The following is an 18,426-nucleotide window of genomic DNA, read 5'->3' as shown; positions in this document are numbered from 1 at the left end:
ATCCCGTTGTGAAAAGGCAGTCAAAATCAACACCTAATAAACAAAAAGCCGCGTAAATTTTCTTAGGCTTTAGGCGTTTAACTCAGTTGGACTCAGTTTGAAAAATAACTGGGGTAATTTATGATGCGTAGATTGTAAGTTCGCGTAAATCAAACGCGAACACTTCTTTTTTGTCCAAAGTCCAATCTATTAAGAGGATGTTTTCAAAGCATTTTGACTGTATTTTTGCACTTGTTGATAGCCGCAGGGCACCATATCTCCAGGTGCCGTACACGAGAGCTTTAACGCACCCGACAATTTAAGGTTTACTTTATAAATGGTCTCTAAGACGTAGGTATCACTATGTAATTTGATAATTAATTTCAAGTCAGAATATTTCCTTTGGTTGATGTGGATTATATGGGAAATTTGGGAAGTTAATAAATAAGTTTGCTTAGGGATGGAAAACAATGCGTTCGATAAACATTGGTTTGACCGAAGAACAGCGTCAAGGTGTAATTAATTTGTTGAATCAAGATTTAGCAGATGCTTATTTACTGTTGGTTAAAACCAAAAAATACCATTGGGATGTCGTTGGGCCTCAGTTCCGCTCTTTGCACCAGCTTTGGGAAGAACACTACCAAAAGCTAACTCTAAATATTGATGCTTTGGCAGAGCGGGTTCGTACTTTGGGCGGTTTTCCAGTTGGTACATTGGAGGGATTCCTCAAACTTGCTACCCTCAAGGAACACGCTGGTAATGTGCCCACAGCAACAGGGATGGTTGCTAATCTAGTGGATGATCACGAGCAGATTATTCGTAACTTAAGAGACCATGTGGATCAGTCTGGTGAAGAGTTCCACGATCAGGGAACTGCTGACTTTCTGACTGGACTGCTAGAAGAACATGAGCAAATAGCTTGGATGCTGCGTTCATTTATTGAAGGGGAAGCACTAGATCCAGATGGTAGACAGCCAGCAGAAAAGGCTAAGACTCCTGTAGGGGTGTAGCTCTAACCGTAGGTGTCAACTTAACGTAAAAGCTATGTCCCGCAAGGAACTGAAGTTCCTTGCTAATAGCGAAAGTCATCTGAGAGATGACTAAATATAGCCAAAAATCTTTAGTCTACTTTTAGCTTAAGTTGACACTAATAAGCTCTAACGTCTAAATCAACCTAAGTACGTTGGTGCAAAAAAGTCAAGTATGTTACGAAAAGTAAATAAGCTTAAAACCTTGACTAATGACAAATGACCAATGACAAATGACAGCCATCACCAGTTATCTTTAATTGCACCGACCTACTTAGATCACCATATCCATTGCAAAAACAACATAATACAAGGAGTATTTAAGTAAATGCCAGAAGTGTATAAAGCAGAACGTACTATATCTGCTGTATTTAAAGACCAGAAGCAAATTGATGATGTGATTCGACGTTTACTAGACAGGGGTGTGCCTAGAGATCATATTTCGGTCATGGGCAGAAATTTTCAGTCAGAAACTAGAATTGCTGGCTTTATTAGTAAAAAAGATGTGATTTTGGGAGGTTTGAGAACGGGAGCAGTTTTTGGTTCCCTGTTTGGTTCCTTTCTGAGCTTGCTTACTGGTGTAGGCGTACTGTTTATTCCTTTTGTCGGGCCAATTGTGGCAGCAGGGCCTATTGGTGCGGTGTTGTTGGGGGCTGCTAGTGGAGCGATCGCAGGTAGTGCAGGTGCTGGTCTAGTATCGGTTCTAACTACTTTAGGGATGCCAGAAGATAAGGCGACTATCTACCAAACCCGCTTACAAGCTGGCGAGTTCTTATTGATGGCAGAAGTTCCGGGCGATCGCTCTGGCGAATTTCAATTGCTGCTCGAAAGTGCTGGTGCTGAAGAAATTAACACTATTGAAAAAACTTTTGCTCGTCCTTGTCCTGGACAGTGCAACAGTCCACAAGACTTATCTCCTGAAGTTCGCACTCATCTTTCTGATGAAGCTCAACGCACATTCATTGAGCGCTATAATTCTGTACTCAATGACAGAGGTGACGAGTTCACTGCTGAACAAGCTGCTTGGGAAACTGTTCATGAGCAGTATGATGAAGATGCAAATGGTGTCTGGTCAAAAGCCAAGGTTAAAGCTTAAACTACTGGGCATCAGCAATTATATATCTTTGGGTGCTGTTGGTAATTAGTAATCATATTATAGCGCTTCTCGCTTGGATGCAATACAGTTTGACCTCTCTCCAAACCTCTCTCCTAAAAGGAGAGAGGCTTTGAATATTACTCCCCTTCCCTTGTAGGGAAGGGGCTGGGGGTTAGGTGTGTATTCCATGCAATTGAGAACCGCTATAGACATAGGAGTGACATTGAATGTAGAGACGTAGCAGTGCGAATGTAGAGACGTAGCAGTGCTACGTCTCTACAACGTTTCTGGGTAACGCATATTTAATTTGTCAAGATATGTAATTATAACCATAATAAAAAGCGGAAGATCAGGCGAAACTCTGTATGCTGACATTTACCCAACTTAAACCACCTAATGGCGATGCCGCAGTTAGTTTTACTTTGGCGCTAACAGCAGAAGAACGTACCCGTAGTCGTCATCGCTTTGAAACGGCAGATGGTATGGTTGTGTTTTTACATTTATCCAGAGGAACTGTCTTACACGATGGCGATATTTTGCAAGAAGAAACTCACAGCAGTTTAATCAGAATTACTGCCAAACCAGAAGTAGTGCTGACTGCTTTTGCCCAAACACCACTTTTATTATTACGAGCGGCATATCATCTAGGAAATCGCCATGTACCTGTAGAAATTACCTCAACTTATTTACGCTTGTCCTCAGATTCTGTTTTACGCACGATGTTGGAACAACTAGGGTTAGAAGTTAAAGAGGAAATTTTACCGTTTCAGCCAGAATTAGGAGCTTATGGACAATACCATCATGCTCACTGATCGCCATCTTTTAAGTATTTTGCAGTTGGCTAGCCCTGCTTTGCCTGTGGGAGCATATAGTTATTCTGAAGGCTTAGAAATGCTGGTGGAAAATGGTACGATCGCTAGCCCGTCACATCTCAAACATTGGCTAGAAGCAGAGTTGCTCTACGGGGCAATTCGGTTAGAGGCGGCGGTGATGGTACGATCGCAGCAAGCTGCAAAAATGGGTGATGTTGAGTCCCTATGCCGTTGGAATCTCTGGTTATCCGCAGCTAGGGAAACAGAAGAATTACGCGCCTCTAGTTGGCAGATGGGGCGATCGCTCATGCAATTACTTGGTAAACTAGAACCGCAGATTATGCCTATTGCTAATGCTGTAGGTAATCCTTGCAATTATGCGATCGCTTTTGGCATTGCCGTTGCCCATTGGCAAATCAGTATCAAAGCGGCGTTACTAGGATATCTCCATAGTTGGGCAAGTAATTTGATTACTGCGGGCATAAAACTTATCCCCCTTGGACAAACAGCAGGACAGCAGTTATTACTAGATTTACAATCATTATTTAGCGCTGCGGCATCAGAAATTCTCGCACTGGAGGATGATCAACTCGCCTGTTGTAGTTGGGGTTTGTCACTAGCAAGTATGCAGCATGAAACCCAGTATACAAGATTGTTTAGGAGTTAGTCATTGGTCATTATTCATCTGGTGAAAAACTAAGAATTAATAACCATGTATAGGGGTTCTCGGCAAGCGTGAAGTACAATTTTGACCTCTCTCCAAACCTCTCTCCTAAAAGGAGAGAGGCAATGAAATTCTTCCCCCTTCCCGCAACGGGTTGGGGGTTAGGGCGTTAGGTCTATTTCCTCCCCCTGTACCTGACCAGATTGAAAACGGCTATACCAAGGAAAAGTGACAAAGGACAAAGGACAAATGACAAATGACAATAAATGCATTTAGAGTAGGAGTTGCTGGCCCAGTGGGTTCAGGTAAGACAGCTTTGGTGGATGCTTTGTGCAAGGGATTGCGTGAGCAGTATCAGATTGCGGTGGTGACGAATGATATTTATACTCAGGAGGATGCTCAGTTTTTAGTGCGTTCTCAGGCGTTGGCAAGCGATCGCATTTTGGGTGTAGAAACTGGTGGTTGTCCCCATACTGCTATCCGCGAAGATGCTTCGATGAATTTGGCGGCAATTGAACAGTTAGAAGAACGTTTTATCGATTTAGATTTGGTATTTTTGGAAAGTGGCGGTGATAATTTAGCTGCTACCTTTAGTCCCGAATTGGTGGATTTAACAATTTACGTCATCGATGTTGCGGCTGGTGATAAAATTCCCCGCAAGGGCGGCCCTGGTATTACTAAATCCGATTTGTTAGTGATTAATAAAACTGATCTAGCGCCTTATGTTGGTGCAGATTTAAGTGTGATGGAACGAGATGCAAAAAAAATGCGTGGCGATAAACCTTTTATTTTTACTAATTTAAAAACTCAGTCTGGACTTGCAGATGTAATTAATTTTGTTTGCACAAATATCTGTTGAAAAAGAATTCACCAAGTCATATCACGTCCCCTTAATTGCTTATTAAAAGGACTTCCAAATAAAAAAATACTCAACTAGTTATTGTGGGGTGGGCGACACGAGAGCCCATACACAAGGGCGGGCGAGACGCCCACCCCACAAGATTGGGTAATTTATTTCTTGGAAGTCCCAAACCCGAAGAACCCCACCCCGCCAAAGCTTTGCTTTGTCTCCCCTCCCCGCTTGCGGGGAGGCGTTGGGGGTGGGGTGCAATGACTGTGGGAATCGTAACTAATTATGCGGAGCATGATATCAGAATCAAGACAAGTGACATACTCCTACACTGACTGCAAGCAGTACAGTGTAGGCTTCTCACCCAATCCGGCTACTGCTTAGGAGGCGATGAGCTTTATTAAAGAGACGGAATGCCCTGCCGCCCCTAGTTATTAATCTTAACTTAGATTTGCTCGTTTCCTCCATATCTCCCTCCCTCGCTGTCGCATTGGTCGGGAGACTGTCGTCAACTCGCTCGCAATTCATCTCAACGCCTCCCTATCGGGTAGGCGTGAGGCTTCTTGCTTTTCTAGCTAAATCTGCATATTGAGTGCAATACAGTTGGGTTAAGCATTTCTTCCTTCTCTCTTCTCTTCCTTTGCGGACTTTGCGGCCAACTCTTACGAGACGCTGCGCGAATGCTGTTCGTTAACAAAATTGACTTTAACAAAGAGTTTTAGCCTTAACTGAACTGTATTGATATTTAGTGGGAGTGCAAAAACGCCGTTTATTCAGACGTTAGCGAAGTCGCTATGCGCCACTTGTAGAGAATGCAGCATGAATTCTGTTTCTACAAAGCCTTCAGATGACGAATTCGCACCCGTTCAGCACTACCAGTAGGAATCGCAGCAATTAATTTTTGCGTGTATTCCTCTTTGGGTTCTTGGTAAATGCTTTCGGCTGTCCCTTCTTCAACAATTTGACCGCGATTCATGACTAAAATGCGATCGCTCATAAATTTCACTACACTTAAATCGTGAGAAATAAAGATATAAGTAAGCTGAAAGTCTGACTGTAATTCTTTGAGAAGATTTAATACCTGCGCCTGTACGGAAACATCCAGCGCTGAAACTGATTCATCGCAAATGATAAATTTAGGATTTAATGCCAAAGAACGGGCTATGCAAATTCGCTGGCGTTGACCGCCAGAAAACTGATGAGGATAGCGGTTAATCGCATCTGCACTCAACCCTACCCGTTCTAGAAGTTCGGCTACTCGCACTCGTCGTTGTTGCTTTGTTTTCCCAACGGCGTGAATTAACAATGGTTCCATCACCGCATCGCCAACCTTCATCCGTGGGTCAAGGGAACTGAAAGGGTTTTGGAAGACTATTTGCATTTCCCGCCGCAATTTTTGCAACGGTTCTCCTTTGAGGCTAGTAATATCTTGTTTTTCAAAGATAATCTGACCACTCATCGGTTCAATTAATCGCAGCAAGGTTCTGCCAAGGGTGGTTTTACCACAACCAGATTCTCCCACTAAACCTAGTGTTTCTCCTGGTTTGACATCAAAGGAAACGCCATTAACTGCCATATTATAGCGTTTTGTACCACCAAACACCCCGGGCACTGGAAAACCAACTTTTAGGTTGCGGATTTGCAGCAGGGGTTCCAAGTCATTGAAGTTTGCCAATCTTGCAGCAATCTCTTCAGTGGTGACTTCTGTGGGTTGTGCAGGTTCTTTCGCCTGAATTACTATTTGTCCCGTTGATGTCTCTTCTGCACTCATGTAATCGAAAACGGTGAGTAATTTTTGGGGGCGGCGGTTGAGTGTGGGGCGACAAGCTATCAAACCTTTAGTATAGGGATGTTGGGGACTGCTAAAAATTTGCTCAGAAGCACCAGACTCGACAACTTTGCCTTTATACATCACCGCTACTTGGTCAGCAATTTCCGAAATTAGCCCCAAGTCGTGGGTAATGAAAATCATTGCCATATTACGGCTTTGCTGCAATTCTCGGATTAACTCCAAAATAGTCGCTTGCACTGTCACATCCAAGGCTGTGGTTGGTTCATCGGCAATTAAGATTAATGGGTTGCAAGAAATTGCCATTGCAATCATCACCCGTTGCAACTGACCCCCAGAAAGTTGATGGGGGTAGCGTTCCAGCATGGCTTCTTTGTGTTCTTTAACCAACTGTGCCAATTTTGGTGCATCTGGTTTGGGTGACTTGCTGTTGGTTTGATGCCAAGTTTCGGTATACTGCTGCTGGAGTTCTTCATCGCTAGGTAGAAGTTTCACCTCTTGTAGACCTGCGATCGCAATTTGTCGTGCTTGGGATGCTGACACCTTTTGATGCCGCATAATCGCTTCTGTTAGCTGAAACCCAATGTCATAAACCGGATTAAGCGAACTCATCGGTTCTTGGAAAATCATGGCGATGTCGCCACCCCGGTGTAACTGCATTTGCTCAGGAGGCAATTTTACCAAATCGATGGGGTTGCCATTCTCCTGCGGACGAAACCAGATTTCACCGCCAGTAACTATACCGGGAGTCTGCAATAAACCCATCACAGCTAAGGCTGTCACTGATTTACCACTCCCCGATTCTCCTACTATTCCCAGAGTTTCACCTCGATGCAGCCTAAAAGAAATACCATCCAAAGCTCTGACGACATTGCCATCACTGGGAAATTCAACTTGTAGGTTGCGAACCTCTAGGACAGTCTCTCTCATAGGAGTTGGGTATGAATCTTAACTTAAAATTATTTGGATTTTAACACTGTAGGTGGGGGACTTAAACGAGCGAGATAAATAGATCACTGATAACTGTTTACTGTTCACTGTTCCCTCTTAAAAGTCCTGCTTTGGCTACACCCGTTGCAGACATCGCACTCCTCATAATCCTTACCCAGAATATATTTCGGGCTTTTTTGTGTGTTTTTTATCGGTTTAAGGAGCGATCGCCACTCTTAGTACAATATTTCATAAATTCGTAGCGAATTCTCTTTGCGTTCCTACCCTGCGGGAAGGCGAAGCGCCTATGCGCTTCCCTTTGCGCCCCTACCCTGCGGGAAGGCGTTCGCGAGTGCGTCTCCAAGAGTTGCGCCTATGCGTTTAAATTTCAACTTAATTTACTTGATACAACTAATTTTCAACCTTCACTGATGACAATCATCATACTTATTTGCTCTCAGTGACTTCTTCGCAGTCAGACTATAATCATAAGTTAATAATTAGTTTTTGTTCAAAAAAAATTAATTATTTGATAATTTACACAGCCTTATTCAAAAGGACTGATAAAGCATTGAAGGTTAATATAAGACTCCTGCTTGATTTTTGGACAAAACTCAGCACACCTTTATTTCTTTTTGCCTGTTTCCCATTCGCTGTTAAGAGTTCCCTCTCTATGGCAGGCATTGAGTAATCAAATCGGATTCCTATAATTGCTTATTCTTTATCTGGTAGGCATTTTTTAAATGGCCTATGATTGGGATATACTAACGAAAACAGAGCATCATTTACACCAAACAAAGTGAGGTATTATGAGAGAACAAGTGGAAGTTATTAAACTTAGCGGTAATTTAAACGCTACAACTTCACAAGACTTTCGCCAAAATGTCACTGATCTTCTAGAAAGTGGTGCAAAAATTGTATTAGTTGATTTTAAAGATGTCACCTTTATGGATAGTTCCGGTTTGGGAGCTTTAGTCTTAGCTTTTAAAACTTTGCGGGCAGCAGATACTCAGCTTGTTCTCTGCTCAATTAATGAGCAAGTCAGGATATTATTTGAACTGACTAATATGGATAAAGTATTTGAAATATTCCCTAGTCAAGATGCATTTAATCAGGTTGTAGTCTCCAAGATGTAATTAATCAAACTTCATTTGTAAAATAGATAAGTCATCATCAAAAGCATCTTTGGAGTTCAGAGCAATTAAATAACTCAGTACTTGATCAAGTTGGCAATCAACAGGATGTTGTAAGCTAACTAGTAGCTGAATAAAAGCATCCAAACTCCAAAGAGTGCCATCTGATTTAGTGATTTCATAAGCGCCGTCACTAAAAATGTAAAGTGTACTGAATTTTTCAATATTGCAAAATCCATCAACATATTTTGCCTCTGGAAACATTCCAACCGGCATACCAGAGGTTTTCAAGAGTTGAACTTCAGACTTCCTTGGAGATGTGCCAGTTACTAAAACTGCTGGCGGATGACCTGCACTAGCATAAATTAACTGGCGGTTGGTTCGGTTGTAAACACCGTACCAAATCGTAAAATATTTATCATTTTGATAATTCATCTGAAAGGTATCATTCAAAGCCTTCAACACATCACTAGGTTGATAATAATTCAGACTTTTGAGCGCACGGGAACGCAGCAGATTTAGCACGGAAACAGAGGGAAGAGTAGCTTTGAGTCCATGTCCGGCAGTATCAAGTAAGTAAATTGCCAGATAATCGTCATTGAGCCAATAGTAATCAAAACAGTCACCGCCTAATTGTCGCGAGGGAATGAATCGGAAATTTATATTGAAGGGTTCGGCCATGGAAAGAGGTAGAAGCGATCGCACATATTCTGCGGCTTCTGACATTTCTGATTCTAAAAGCAACTTTTGAGCCTGTAAATCTCTACTCAACTGATGCAGGCGTAATCCCGCCCTTACTCGTGCTTGTAATTCATTGTGTTCAATAGGTTTGGAAATAAAATCATCAGCACCAGCATCTAAACCTTTGACGCAATCGGCAACGGAATCTAAGGATGTTAATAAAATAAAGAATGTGGTAGAAAATTTGGGGTTTGCCTTAATGCGATGGCAAACTTCCAGTCCGGTCAAACCTGGCATGATCCAATCACAAATAATCAGTCCTGGACGGTAAGCTAGTGCCTTTTCTATTCCTTCTTCGCCGCTACTGGCAGTAACTACCTCATAACCCTGTTTTTCCAACATCCTTTTCAGGAGTATTTTTATTGAATAGTCATCATCAATTACTAGTATTTGAAACATAGAAAGTTGTAGGAAACACTCATTAATAATTAATTTTCTGTAAAAATATCAAAAAAAATAAGATATGGACTAATTAGCCAGTAAAATTATCTAAATAATTCTACTGACTAATTTCTCTTTTTAGGTTGAATTTATGACTGTTAAACAGTCATAAAACATTATGGCGCTGCCAGGGGATTTAGCCACAAGAGAATGTTGCTTTTTAGCTGGTTTAAGTCGCGGTATGCTTCTTGTTTGAACCATTGCCCTAAAGCATCAAAGGGAGTGAAAGATGTTCCAGTTTGCCATTTAATATCTTGACCTAGAGGTGTTGTATGAGTTCCTGGTAAAGTTTGTGCTGTCACCATCTGATCAAAACGTTCTTGTAAAATTTTGGTTAAAGCTACCGATTGATCAATGGTGTCATTACTAAATTTTATTAATAAATTGCGCCGGATATTGTAACGCTCTTGGACAAGCTTGTTAGTTTCCAACGGGGAGGGGGTAAACTCGATTTTCCAAGTAGAATTGAACTGTTCTACTAGGGGGATAGCTTCTTTAGCGGCGTAGTTGTTGAAGGATATTAAAATATTACCTGCACGTTCTACTTCAAAGAGACTACCAATCAGCAAGTGAAGTTTACAGCCCATGCTGTGTCCAATGCCGTAGATTGGGAAATAAAGCTTGCGTAATGTGCCAGAGTCATGTAGGCGTTCGAGGGTGCGGTCAAAGTTTAGCAGCACGGATTTTGCGATCGCAGTATGATCCAATGTATTGACAAAAGGTGTAGCAATTACAACATAACCTTTACTCGCTAGTTGTTCCAGTAACCAGCGATAAGTAATGTGGGGTGCAGTGGCGACAAATGCACCTCCTAAAAAATGGATGATACCGATGGGATTTCGGGGAATGATTACCCAGTTACCTCTGACTTCTTTCCAGTCCATGTAGATGAGCGATCGCTTTCTTGATATTCTTTATGTTAGACCGGGGATCGCAACCGTGGGAAGGATTATGGAAAAAGCCATTGCGGATGTCTGGTCACTAGGTTAAAAACCAACCCACCAAGCAATACGGTTCGGTTAAGATCCCCACGTCTACAGCGACCCCCTTAAAAAGGGGATAAATAGGACGAAAAGCCCCCCTTTTTTAAGCTACGGTGTATACACAAGTGACTTATTTTGCTCAAAGCGCTCTCAGACCTAACAAGAACAGCCCCAACCCTTGTAGCGTTGGGGAGTCAATCTTCAAAGCCCCTCTCCGCTTCGGAGAGGGGTTTGGGGAGAGGTCTACCGACTTGTGTATACACGGTAGCTTTTTTAAGGGGGGATCTCCGAGAACCAAACATACTAACCGAACCCTATTGACCCACCCAGAAGCCTCTATCAGCCCCATACTGAAAATAAATTTATTTGCTCTGCATCCTTTTGTGTTTCGGTCAACTAAAGCATTTTTTCTAAGAATTGCTTGGCCCTTTGGGACTGAGGATTTTGAAAAAACTTGTCGGGAGTGGTATCTTCTGCTAAAGTCCCTTGATCAAGAAACATAATTCGACTAGCCACAACTCTAGCAAATCCCATTTCATGGGTGACAATCGCCATCGTTATCCCTGTTTGAGCTAAATCTTGTATCACTTGAAGCACATCTTTGACCATTTCTGGATCTAAAGCAGAGGTGGGTTCATCAAATAAAATCATCTCTGGTGACATTGCCAAAGTGCGGGCTATAGCTACCCTTTGTTTCTGTCCCCCTGATAGTTTGGATGGAAAAACATCTGCTTTTTCTTCCAAGCCCACCTTTGTTAATAACTCCATCCCTTTCTTTTCGGCTAACTTCCTCTCTACTCCTTTCACCTTAATTGGAGCATAGGTGACATTTTGCAACACTGTCATGTGGGGAAATAGATTAAAGTGTTGAAACACCATCACCAGCTGTTGACGAACCTGAGCAATCTTGACCTTGGGATGAGTGATTTCTTGCTCTTGAAAATAAATTCTGCCTTTAGTCGGGCGTTCTAACAAGTTCAGACACCGTAGAAAAGTAGATTTACCCGAACCAGAAGGGCCAAGAATAGCAACAACTTCCCCTTGGTGAATCTCCGTAGAAATATCTTTGAGTACGTCGAGTTTGCCAAAGGATTTACACAAGAATTCTGTCCGAATTACGACTTTACTCACTTTGTCTTAACTTTCTTTCTAAAACGGCTGCACTCCTAGTCAGACCCATAACTAAAATATAGTAGATTAACCCCGCAAACAGCAGAGGTTCAAAATAGATATATTTATTTGCACCAACAATTTGGGCACTGCGTAATATTTCCACTACACCAATTGTTGATACCAAAGCTGAGTCTTTCAACAGTCCAATAGTTTCATTCACCAATGCAGGTAGAATATTCTTCAATGCTTGGGGCAAAATTATATCCCACATCATCAAGCGATAAGGAACACCCATAGACATCGCCGCCTCAGTTTGTCCTTTATCTACTGCTTGAATTCCACCCCGAATGGTTTCTGACATATAAGCCCCAGAGTTGAGGGTAAAAGTTAGCACCCCTGCTTCTAAAGCCGAGATATCATAACCTGTAAGCTGGGGTGTCGCATAGTAAACCAAAGCCAACTGTAACAGCAGAGGCGTGCCTCGAAATACAGAAGTGTAGGCGTTGGCTAGCCAAGTGAGGGGTTTGATACCAGTGATTTTGCACAAAGAAAGAACTGTACCCCAAATTAACCCTAGAAATACGGACAATAGTGTAAACAATAACGTCAAAGGGATGCCTTTGAGCATAAAGGGAATGTCTGGGATAATTCTGGTAAAGTCTAGATTCAGCCCACCTTTAACAGGAGATTCAGCAGAGGTAGCAGTTAAGGTAGTTTGGGAAAACCACTTAGTGACTAATTTTTCTAGTTCTTTTTTCTCCTTCATTTGTTGCAGGACTTTATTAAAAGGTTCTACCAAAGGCGAACCTTTAGGAAAAGCGATCGCCGAGCCACTCACCTCGTCAGAGGGAATAACGTTAAACTCTAAATCTGTGTTGGCTTGGGCAAATCCTCTAGCAACAGTATCTTCAACAATTGCTGCATCAATTCGCCCCGACTTGATTTCCTGAATTATTTCTGGGACTCGATTGAGTTGTTTTAGCTCAATCCCTCTAACTTTTTGGGCAATTTTTTGAGCATTTTGCTCTTGGATAGTCCCCAGTTGTACTCCGACTTTTTTAAAAGCTAGGTCTTGGATCTGTTTGAGATTGCGATTTTTGAGAGCGACAATCGTATCTTTTGCTTGGTAATAAATAATTGAAAAATCAACATTTTTCTGACGTTCTGGTGTGGGAGTCATCCCAGCCATCACAAAATCAGCCCGCTTCGCTTGCAGTGCCGGAATTAATCCATTAAAATCTGATTCTATTATCTGGAGTTTAAATCCTAGTTCTTGAGCAATAGTCTTGGCAATATCTACATCAAAGCCAACAATTTGCCTGTCTCCCCCCTTGGTATCATAAAACTCATAAGGTGGATAATCGGGGGAAGTAATCATCGTCAGCGTGTCTTTGCCTAAAGATGAAGCTGCTTTTACAGAATGGCTATAACCTGTGATGATACTAGTTAAAACCATTGTTACAAACAGCATCGTTAATAACCATACTTTTTTTTGATTCATCAACTTGATAATTTCTCTCTTCCTTTAGAGGATGTTTGAAAAGTATTTCACTGTGACTTTAGGCACTTTTAGATCCCCCCTAGGGCGTGTTTTCAAACCTTTCTTTAAGCACCTCAGTCTTTGGAGATCCCCCCAACCCCCCGATAAATTGGGGGGCTTTTAGAGTTTCTTTTTCCCCCCTTCTTAAGGGGGGTTAGGGGGGATCTTTGAGTTTGAAAACACGCCCTAGCCCCCCTTAAAAAGGGGGATCTAAAACGTTTTGTTACCAACAAGAGGACTTTTCAAACATCCTCTTAAGGAGAGAGTTTGAATTTTCCCCCTTCCCGATGCGGGAAGGAGGTTAGGCGGTTAGGTTAATCCTTAGCTTTTGCACATGACCGGAATTGTCAGAGAAATGCTTAACTCAACTGTATTATCCTATATGTCCGATAACTAACGAACTGTTCCCCGCAGGGCTTCAGTATCAATTGGTTTGATCTGGTAAACTAACAGCAGATTCCAAACAATTGCTGCAATCAAAGGTAGTTTGCCAATCAGCTTAACAACTTTAGGCACAGAACTGCGCTCAATCTCTGCAATTTTCAAGTTGTAAGCTGCACAGCGTTGCAGACGTGGAAAAAAGTTGGGATGTTCCGTATTCAACATCACAGGAAAAGCCCGTCCCGCAGTTTCATTAGTGTTGCGGACAACTTCGAGATCAAATTCCGTCGCATCAAGTCCCAGTGATTTGTAGAACCCGGAACGTTCATGAACTGTCAACGTATGGGTAGCAAATACTGATAGCAAGAAAAAGCGACTCCACAGCCTAGCTTTCCAGTTGTTCCACAGTTGCGGTTGCGATCGCAATAATGCTTTGAATATATCCCCGTGGCGGTTTTCGTCCTGACACCAGCTCTCAAAGTAGCGGAAGATAGGGTAAAACTCGTTTTCCGGGTGCTTTTCTAGATGCCTGAAAATAATAATGTAACGCCAGTAACCGATTTTTTCTGAGAGGTAAACGGTGTAAAGTACCCATTCAATCGGGAAAAACGTATAGGTACGGGTTTTAGTAACAGTGGCTAAATCCAGGGAGAGTTTAAAATCGCCCATTGCTTTGTTGAGAAATCCGGCGTGGCGGGCTTCATCACGCGCCATCAGTTGAAATATTTCTGCTAGTAGTGGACTGGGATTTTTCAGCTTGCGGGATAATTCCTTGAATAGCAAGAAGCCAGAAAACTCAGAAATGCAAGACCGTTCCAAATACTCAATAAACGCCTCCCTTGCTTCACCGCTAATGTGTTCCCAAGACTGCTCAAAAGCTTGATCACGAACAAAATGGTGGCGGTTGTAGTCTGTCCGCATTTCTGTCAACATCGCCTGCAACTCCGTTTCCTGAGCAGACAAATCCAGCTTGGCTGCGGTTTCAAAATCTGTAGTATAAAACCGGGGGGTGAGTACAGTTTCTTCGCTGGGAGTTTTAATTTCTGGCTTGGGTAGGGTATTAACCATGATTAGTGAGGCGATACAGTCAATAGTTCTATAGCTATCAAGCTATGATAAATATGATTATTTGGCTAGACCTCTTTACAATCCTTCAGTTACTTGGCTTATTTCCGCCGTGCTGTAGTAAGTACGTTGGGGCGAAAAAAGTCAAGTATGTTACGAAACGTAAATAAGCTTAAAACCTTTACTAATGACCAATGACAAAGGACAAATGACAGCCTTAGCCAGTTAGCTTTATTTGCGCCAACCTACTTAGTACGATGTCTAAGTTAGTTTTGAGGGTTTGTAGTCAGCGCAAAGTGTGCTTAGGAAATAAGGACTTCAGTCTTGACTACGGAGAGCATCCCAATGCAAGCTTAAATCTTTTCCCTGACCCGCAGCCCCTTTCGCATTTTTGGGAGAGGGGAGACATAATTCCATTGGTGTCAACTTAACGTATGCGACTGTCTCTGCTGCCAATGCATAATCTTCATGCCCGTACCAGACACCACCGAATCTAGCGCCGCGTTCCCCAGTTGCGTCAATATTCCCAGTCCCGGTTTTTTGTTAACGATCGCTTGACTTTTAAGACAGTCGCTACACATTTTTGATTTTTTTGCCAAAACCTGCCCAGTATTGACTCCCAATCAACCTAAATCTCAGCCACCGCTCGTTCAATCAAGCGACGTGCTAAAGTTTGCGTACCAGTGTGTTCATAATAATTTGTTGCTACATCTAGGAACGCCGCGAGATAGTCTAACTTGTCATCGGCAATATCGACAAAATTTTGTAAGTTGCCAACTACCTTTTGTGGGGTTAAATTATTGGCAGTAACTAGCCCACTCATCCAACCTTTAACTGAGTCAAAGCTTTCACCGATAAAGTTGAGTTTACTACCAGCATTGTTCCCTGGAATCACATCTTTGATGTTTTGGAAAGTCGAGTTTTGTTCTAACTCCTGTGGATTTGTGTGATTAATTCCAGATATCGCTTTGCTGATGAAGTCTGGGCCTAGAGGTATCAAACCATCAACGCAAACTAATGCCACCATGCGCATGAGCGATTCACCACTATACTCTCCTAAAGAGGCGACAAAATCGCCGATACTGTCTCCAGGAATGCCGTTAATTTGGCAGAAGGCTACCAACTCAGCCACTAATTTTAATGTCAGATCGATAGTTTGGGCTTTATCAGGTTTGGGGGTGACAGAGTTTAAAAAACCCAACAGAGGAATTTTCTCACCGACTTTGTTAGCTAAAGCGGCTGCACCAAGGGCTTTATCTGTACCATCAACGGTTTGATATAACCACAAGGCTCTTTGGTATCCTTGGGATTTGTCGTTGAATAAATAAATCGCTCTTTCGCCAATTTGCTGAATTAAATCTTCGTCGTCTTCGCCAGTGACAGTCTTAATAGTGTTGACAAAGCCGACGGTATTTTGCCACTCACCAGGGGCAACAAAATCGAGAGACCTTAACAGAGAAACAGTCAAGCCGCTAGTTGGTAATTCATCAACTAACTCAAAAATCGATTTGCTCACAAAAATCTCCTTATTTAGCTTTTGTTATCTATCTTTAATCTCCGTAATGCGGCTCATTTCAGTTCAGCCAGATCATCAAGATCAAACTTCTCTAGCCAATCTGCGCGATCGCTAGCTGTAAATGACGGATCGCGAGAAAGTGCTTTTACTTGGTATTTACCTACCAAAATTGCAGTTTGTGTCTTACCAATTTCTACTGCGGGATAACCGCCAATTTTTTTGGTACTATTGGAGAATTTTTCTGCTGCCTTAGGTGTGCTGGTGGTATCAGAAATAGACAGCAATGCTATATCTTTACCATCTTTTTTCAACTTCGCTTCCGCAAAGCCTTTTTTCTCTTGGGTATAGACGCGCTGGTAGCCATCACCCGCATCAGGGAAAAGTTTATTAAATTCGCTACCCTGAGTTGCGGTTTTAGCCACCGATTGTCCGCTTTTTTGCTGAGTGCTTTCTTGTTGAGCCTGGTCAAAACGTCCAGGTGTTTTGGGACTACAAGCAGTTACTAGTAGTATTATTGACAGTAACAAGGCCGCTAAGACCCTACGTCCACGGTGTAAAATCATTCTTGGCTTCTCCTTATACTTGAGCTACTCTGTCTCTGCGTCCGTTTAAAGTCGTGGCAATGACCATCCCGACTTTGTTTAGATTTTTTCCTGCATTTTCGTCTTGGTCGTGTTCAGCACCACAATTCTGGTTTGATCAACCAGGGGGCCAGCTCAACTGTCGTCCTCCCAAAATATGCAGATGTAGGTGATGGACTGTTTGACCGCCATCATCACCAGTGTTGATGACAACTCGATAACCATTTTTCAGTCCAGCTTCTTTGGCAATACGTTTGACGGTTAATAAAAGATGCCCCAACAGAGCATGATCCTCAGATTCAGCATCAGCTAGTGTAGTAATGGGTTTTTTGGGAATGACGAGGATGTGAACGGGCGCTTGGGGATGGATGTCTTTGAATGCCAGGGCCAAATTATCCTCATAAATAATATCAGCTGGAATTTCCCGACGAATGATTTTGCTAAAAATCGTTTCTGTAGTTTCACTCATGCTAATCTGCTTACTCATCTCTTAGAGATTTTATATTAGACGAGGTTGTTAAGACTAAAATCATCCTAGTTGAGCCAGTTACGGCGATCGCTTTGGAGGGGCATATATCGCTCCCGAAGTGTCTGATTTCTTTAATTGAGTGAGTAGGTAGGGGGAGGAAGAGGAGAAGAATTAAAACGCAAAGGAACGCAGAGGAAAACGCAGAGGAACGCAGAGAAGGACTTCTGTGTACGTTTGCGTGGCTATGGGTTTAATGTGTCACTAATTAGCAGAACAATTTTACCTGCCACAGACCCGGTTTCAATTAGTTGGTGGGCTTTAGCCGCTTCCTCTAAGGGAAACTTGTGATTAACTTGGATTTTTAACTTGTCTTCGTCGAACCAGGTGGCACATTGTTTGAGAATTTCTGCATGATGCTGGAGTCTCTCTTCTAATCCTAGCAGTGCTGGTGTCAGCATTAATTCTAAACTGATGCGGAGGTTACGAGTTCTAGCAGTTTTCCAAATAGTATTGGCATCCGGTTCCAGAATCGTCACGATATCTCCATACACTCGCACTGCGGGGAAGGTTTTGTGAAAGGTTTCGCCACCTACGGTATCAAAAGCTAGGTCTACGCCTTCGCCACCAGTCCAATCTAATACCGCTTGCACAAAGTCTGTTTGTTTGTAAAAAATTACATGGTCAGCACCGAGTGCTTTGACGAAATTAGCTTTTTTCTCAGAACTTACTGTGGTAGAAACAGTAGCACCTTTGAGTTTTGCTAATTGAATTGCTACATGACCAACACCACCAGCACCACCATGAATCAAAACCCGTTCCCCAGTTTCCAATCGTCCCCGTTCATATAAAGCTTCCCAGGCAGTGATTAACGCTAAAGGGGCTGCTGCTGCTTCGGCAAAGGAGATAGAGGCGGATTTACGTGCTACAAATCGTTCATCCACAACGGTATATTCAGCATAGTTGCCTTGGTGTGCGCCTAACCCACCAGAACAAAAATATACCTGGTCACCTGGGCGAAAACGCTGAACTTTAGCACCTACCGCTTCCACGATCCCAGCACCATCACATCCTAAAATTGTTGGGGTGCGATCGGGGTAGAAAGTGCCTCGGTTACGAAGTTTCGTGTCGATGGGGTTAATGCCAGCCGCCACCAAACGGACTAAAAGTTTAGTATTCTCTACATAAATACCAGGGTTTGGCACTTCCTGTACTTGCAGAACTTCGGGGCTGCCAGCTGCTGTCATCAAGACTGCTTTCACAACTCTTTCCTCCTGGCTTTAGATGCACGTTTATTTGCAACTTTAGCGCAAGAGCG

Annotated in this window: 16 protein-coding genes; 6 read left to right on the top strand and 10 right to left on the bottom strand. The window is 42.6% G+C overall.

Annotated features, from left to right (window positions below; translation table 11 throughout):
- Positions 1 to 449: 449 nt before the first annotated feature.
- From LC605_RS07830 to ureG, 5 genes are all read left to right on the top strand, one after another.
- Complete coding sequence (locus LC605_RS07830; RefSeq protein ID WP_229547001.1) at positions 450 to 989, top strand: Dps family protein; 540 nt, start codon at positions 450 to 452, stop codon at positions 987 to 989.
- 346 nt (positions 990 to 1,335) lie between these two features.
- Positions 1,336 to 2,103: a ChaB family protein gene (locus LC605_RS07825; RefSeq protein ID WP_229547000.1), complete on the top strand. Its 768-nt coding sequence runs from the start codon at positions 1,336 to 1,338 to the stop codon at positions 2,101 to 2,103.
- Positions 2,104 to 2,468: 365 nt separating this feature from the next.
- Complete coding sequence (gene ureE / locus LC605_RS07820) at positions 2,469 to 2,915, top strand: urease accessory protein UreE (RefSeq protein ID WP_229546999.1); 447 nt, start codon at positions 2,469 to 2,471, stop codon at positions 2,913 to 2,915.
- Positions 2,890 to 3,582, top strand: a complete 693-nt coding sequence (locus tag LC605_RS07815; protein WP_229546998.1) for an urease accessory protein UreF — start codon at positions 2,890 to 2,892, stop codon at positions 3,580 to 3,582. The genes ureE and LC605_RS07815 overlap by 26 nt, the downstream gene beginning before the upstream one ends.
- 259 nt (positions 3,583 to 3,841) lie before the next feature.
- Complete coding sequence (gene ureG, locus LC605_RS07810) at positions 3,842 to 4,438, top strand: urease accessory protein UreG (RefSeq protein ID WP_100901384.1); 597 nt, start codon at positions 3,842 to 3,844, stop codon at positions 4,436 to 4,438.
- 823 nt (positions 4,439 to 5,261) lie between these two features.
- Here the strand turns inward: ureG and LC605_RS07805 are convergent.
- Positions 5,262 to 7,148, bottom strand: coding sequence for an ABC transporter ATP-binding protein (locus tag LC605_RS07805; protein ID WP_229546997.1), 1,887 nt, complete (start codon positions 7,146 to 7,148; stop codon positions 5,262 to 5,264).
- An 809-nt stretch (positions 7,149 to 7,957) separates the two neighbouring features.
- Here LC605_RS07805 and LC605_RS07800 point away from each other — a divergent pair.
- Complete coding sequence (locus LC605_RS07800; protein ID WP_229546995.1) at positions 7,958 to 8,284, top strand: STAS domain-containing protein; 327 nt, start codon at positions 7,958 to 7,960, stop codon at positions 8,282 to 8,284.
- Here the strand turns inward: LC605_RS07800 and LC605_RS07795 are convergent, their stop codons facing one another.
- From LC605_RS07795 to LC605_RS07755, 9 genes are all read right to left on the bottom strand, one after another.
- Positions 8,285 to 9,421, bottom strand: coding sequence for a PP2C family protein-serine/threonine phosphatase (locus LC605_RS07795; RefSeq protein ID WP_229546993.1), 1,137 nt, complete (start codon positions 9,419 to 9,421; stop codon positions 8,285 to 8,287). It lies immediately after the preceding gene.
- A 158-nt stretch (positions 9,422 to 9,579) separates the two neighbouring features.
- Positions 9,580 to 10,347, bottom strand: a complete 768-nt coding sequence (locus tag LC605_RS07790) for a DUF1350 family protein (protein WP_229546992.1) — start codon at positions 10,345 to 10,347, stop codon at positions 9,580 to 9,582.
- Positions 10,348 to 10,842: 495 nt separating this feature from the next.
- A complete protein-coding gene (locus tag LC605_RS07785) occupies positions 10,843 to 11,577 on the bottom strand; it encodes an amino acid ABC transporter ATP-binding protein (protein ID WP_229546991.1) in 735 nt (244 codons plus the stop codon).
- A complete protein-coding gene (locus LC605_RS07780) occupies positions 11,570 to 13,060 on the bottom strand; it encodes an ABC transporter permease subunit (protein WP_229546990.1) in 1,491 nt (496 codons plus the stop codon). The genes LC605_RS07785 and LC605_RS07780 overlap by 8 nt, the downstream gene beginning before the upstream one ends.
- A gap of 432 nt (positions 13,061 to 13,492) precedes the next feature.
- Positions 13,493 to 14,548: a magnesium-protoporphyrin IX monomethyl ester (oxidative) cyclase gene (acsF, locus tag LC605_RS07775; RefSeq protein WP_229546989.1), complete on the bottom strand. Its 1,056-nt coding sequence runs from the start codon at positions 14,546 to 14,548 to the stop codon at positions 13,493 to 13,495.
- Between the two features lie 625 nt (positions 14,549 to 15,173).
- A complete protein-coding gene (locus tag LC605_RS07770; protein ID WP_229546988.1) occupies positions 15,174 to 16,061 on the bottom strand; it encodes a hypothetical protein in 888 nt (295 codons plus the stop codon).
- Positions 16,062 to 16,114: 53 nt separating this feature from the next.
- Positions 16,115 to 16,624: a hypothetical protein gene (locus LC605_RS07765; RefSeq protein ID WP_229546987.1), complete on the bottom strand. Its 510-nt coding sequence runs from the start codon at positions 16,622 to 16,624 to the stop codon at positions 16,115 to 16,117.
- Between the two features lie 136 nt (positions 16,625 to 16,760).
- The gene (locus LC605_RS07760; RefSeq protein WP_229546986.1) at positions 16,761 to 17,111 is read right to left on the bottom strand and encodes a histidine triad nucleotide-binding protein; all 351 of its coding nucleotides are present in this window, start codon (positions 17,109 to 17,111) and stop codon (positions 16,761 to 16,763) included.
- A 242-nt stretch (positions 17,112 to 17,353) separates the two neighbouring features.
- Entirely contained in the window at positions 17,354 to 18,370 is a 1,017-nt protein-coding gene (locus LC605_RS07755; RefSeq protein WP_229546985.1) for a zinc-dependent alcohol dehydrogenase family protein, read from the bottom strand.
- Positions 18,371 to 18,426 lie beyond the last annotated feature (56 nt).

Origin of the sequence: Nostoc sp. CHAB 5836 (assembly GCF_020829445.1) — a bacterium.
Classification (GTDB): domain Bacteria; phylum Cyanobacteriota; class Cyanobacteriia; order Cyanobacteriales; family Nostocaceae; genus Nostoc.
This window is presented reverse-complemented; position numbering and strand designations above follow the sequence as displayed.

Coding starts and splice junctions, on each gene's coding strand:
- acsF (WP_229546989.1), bottom strand. CDS start 14,548: ATGGTTAATACCCTACCCAAGCCAGAAATTAAAACTCCCAGCGAAGAA.
- ureE (WP_229546999.1), top strand. CDS start 2,469: ATGCTGACATTTACCCAACTTAAACCACCTAATGGCGATGCCGCAGTT.
- LC605_RS07830 (WP_229547001.1), top strand. CDS start 450: ATGCGTTCGATAAACATTGGTTTGACCGAAGAACAGCGTCAAGGTGTA.
- LC605_RS07825 (WP_229547000.1), top strand. CDS start 1,336: ATGCCAGAAGTGTATAAAGCAGAACGTACTATATCTGCTGTATTTAAA.
- LC605_RS07795 (WP_229546993.1), bottom strand. CDS start 9,421: ATGTTTCAAATACTAGTAATTGATGATGACTATTCAATAAAAATACTC.
- LC605_RS07805 (WP_229546997.1), bottom strand. CDS start 7,148: ATGAGAGAGACTGTCCTAGAGGTTCGCAACCTACAAGTTGAATTTCCC.
- LC605_RS07815 (WP_229546998.1), top strand. CDS start 2,890: ATGGACAATACCATCATGCTCACTGATCGCCATCTTTTAAGTATTTTG.
- LC605_RS07780 (WP_229546990.1), bottom strand. CDS start 13,060: ATGAATCAAAAAAAAGTATGGTTATTAACGATGCTGTTTGTAACAATG.
- LC605_RS07790 (WP_229546992.1), bottom strand. CDS start 10,347: ATGGACTGGAAAGAAGTCAGAGGTAACTGGGTAATCATTCCCCGAAAT.
- LC605_RS07760 (WP_229546986.1), bottom strand. CDS start 17,111: ATGAGTGAAACTACAGAAACGATTTTTAGCAAAATCATTCGTCGGGAA.
- LC605_RS07765 (WP_229546987.1), bottom strand. CDS start 16,624: ATGATTTTACACCGTGGACGTAGGGTCTTAGCGGCCTTGTTACTGTCA.
- LC605_RS07800 (WP_229546995.1), top strand. CDS start 7,958: ATGAGAGAACAAGTGGAAGTTATTAAACTTAGCGGTAATTTAAACGCT.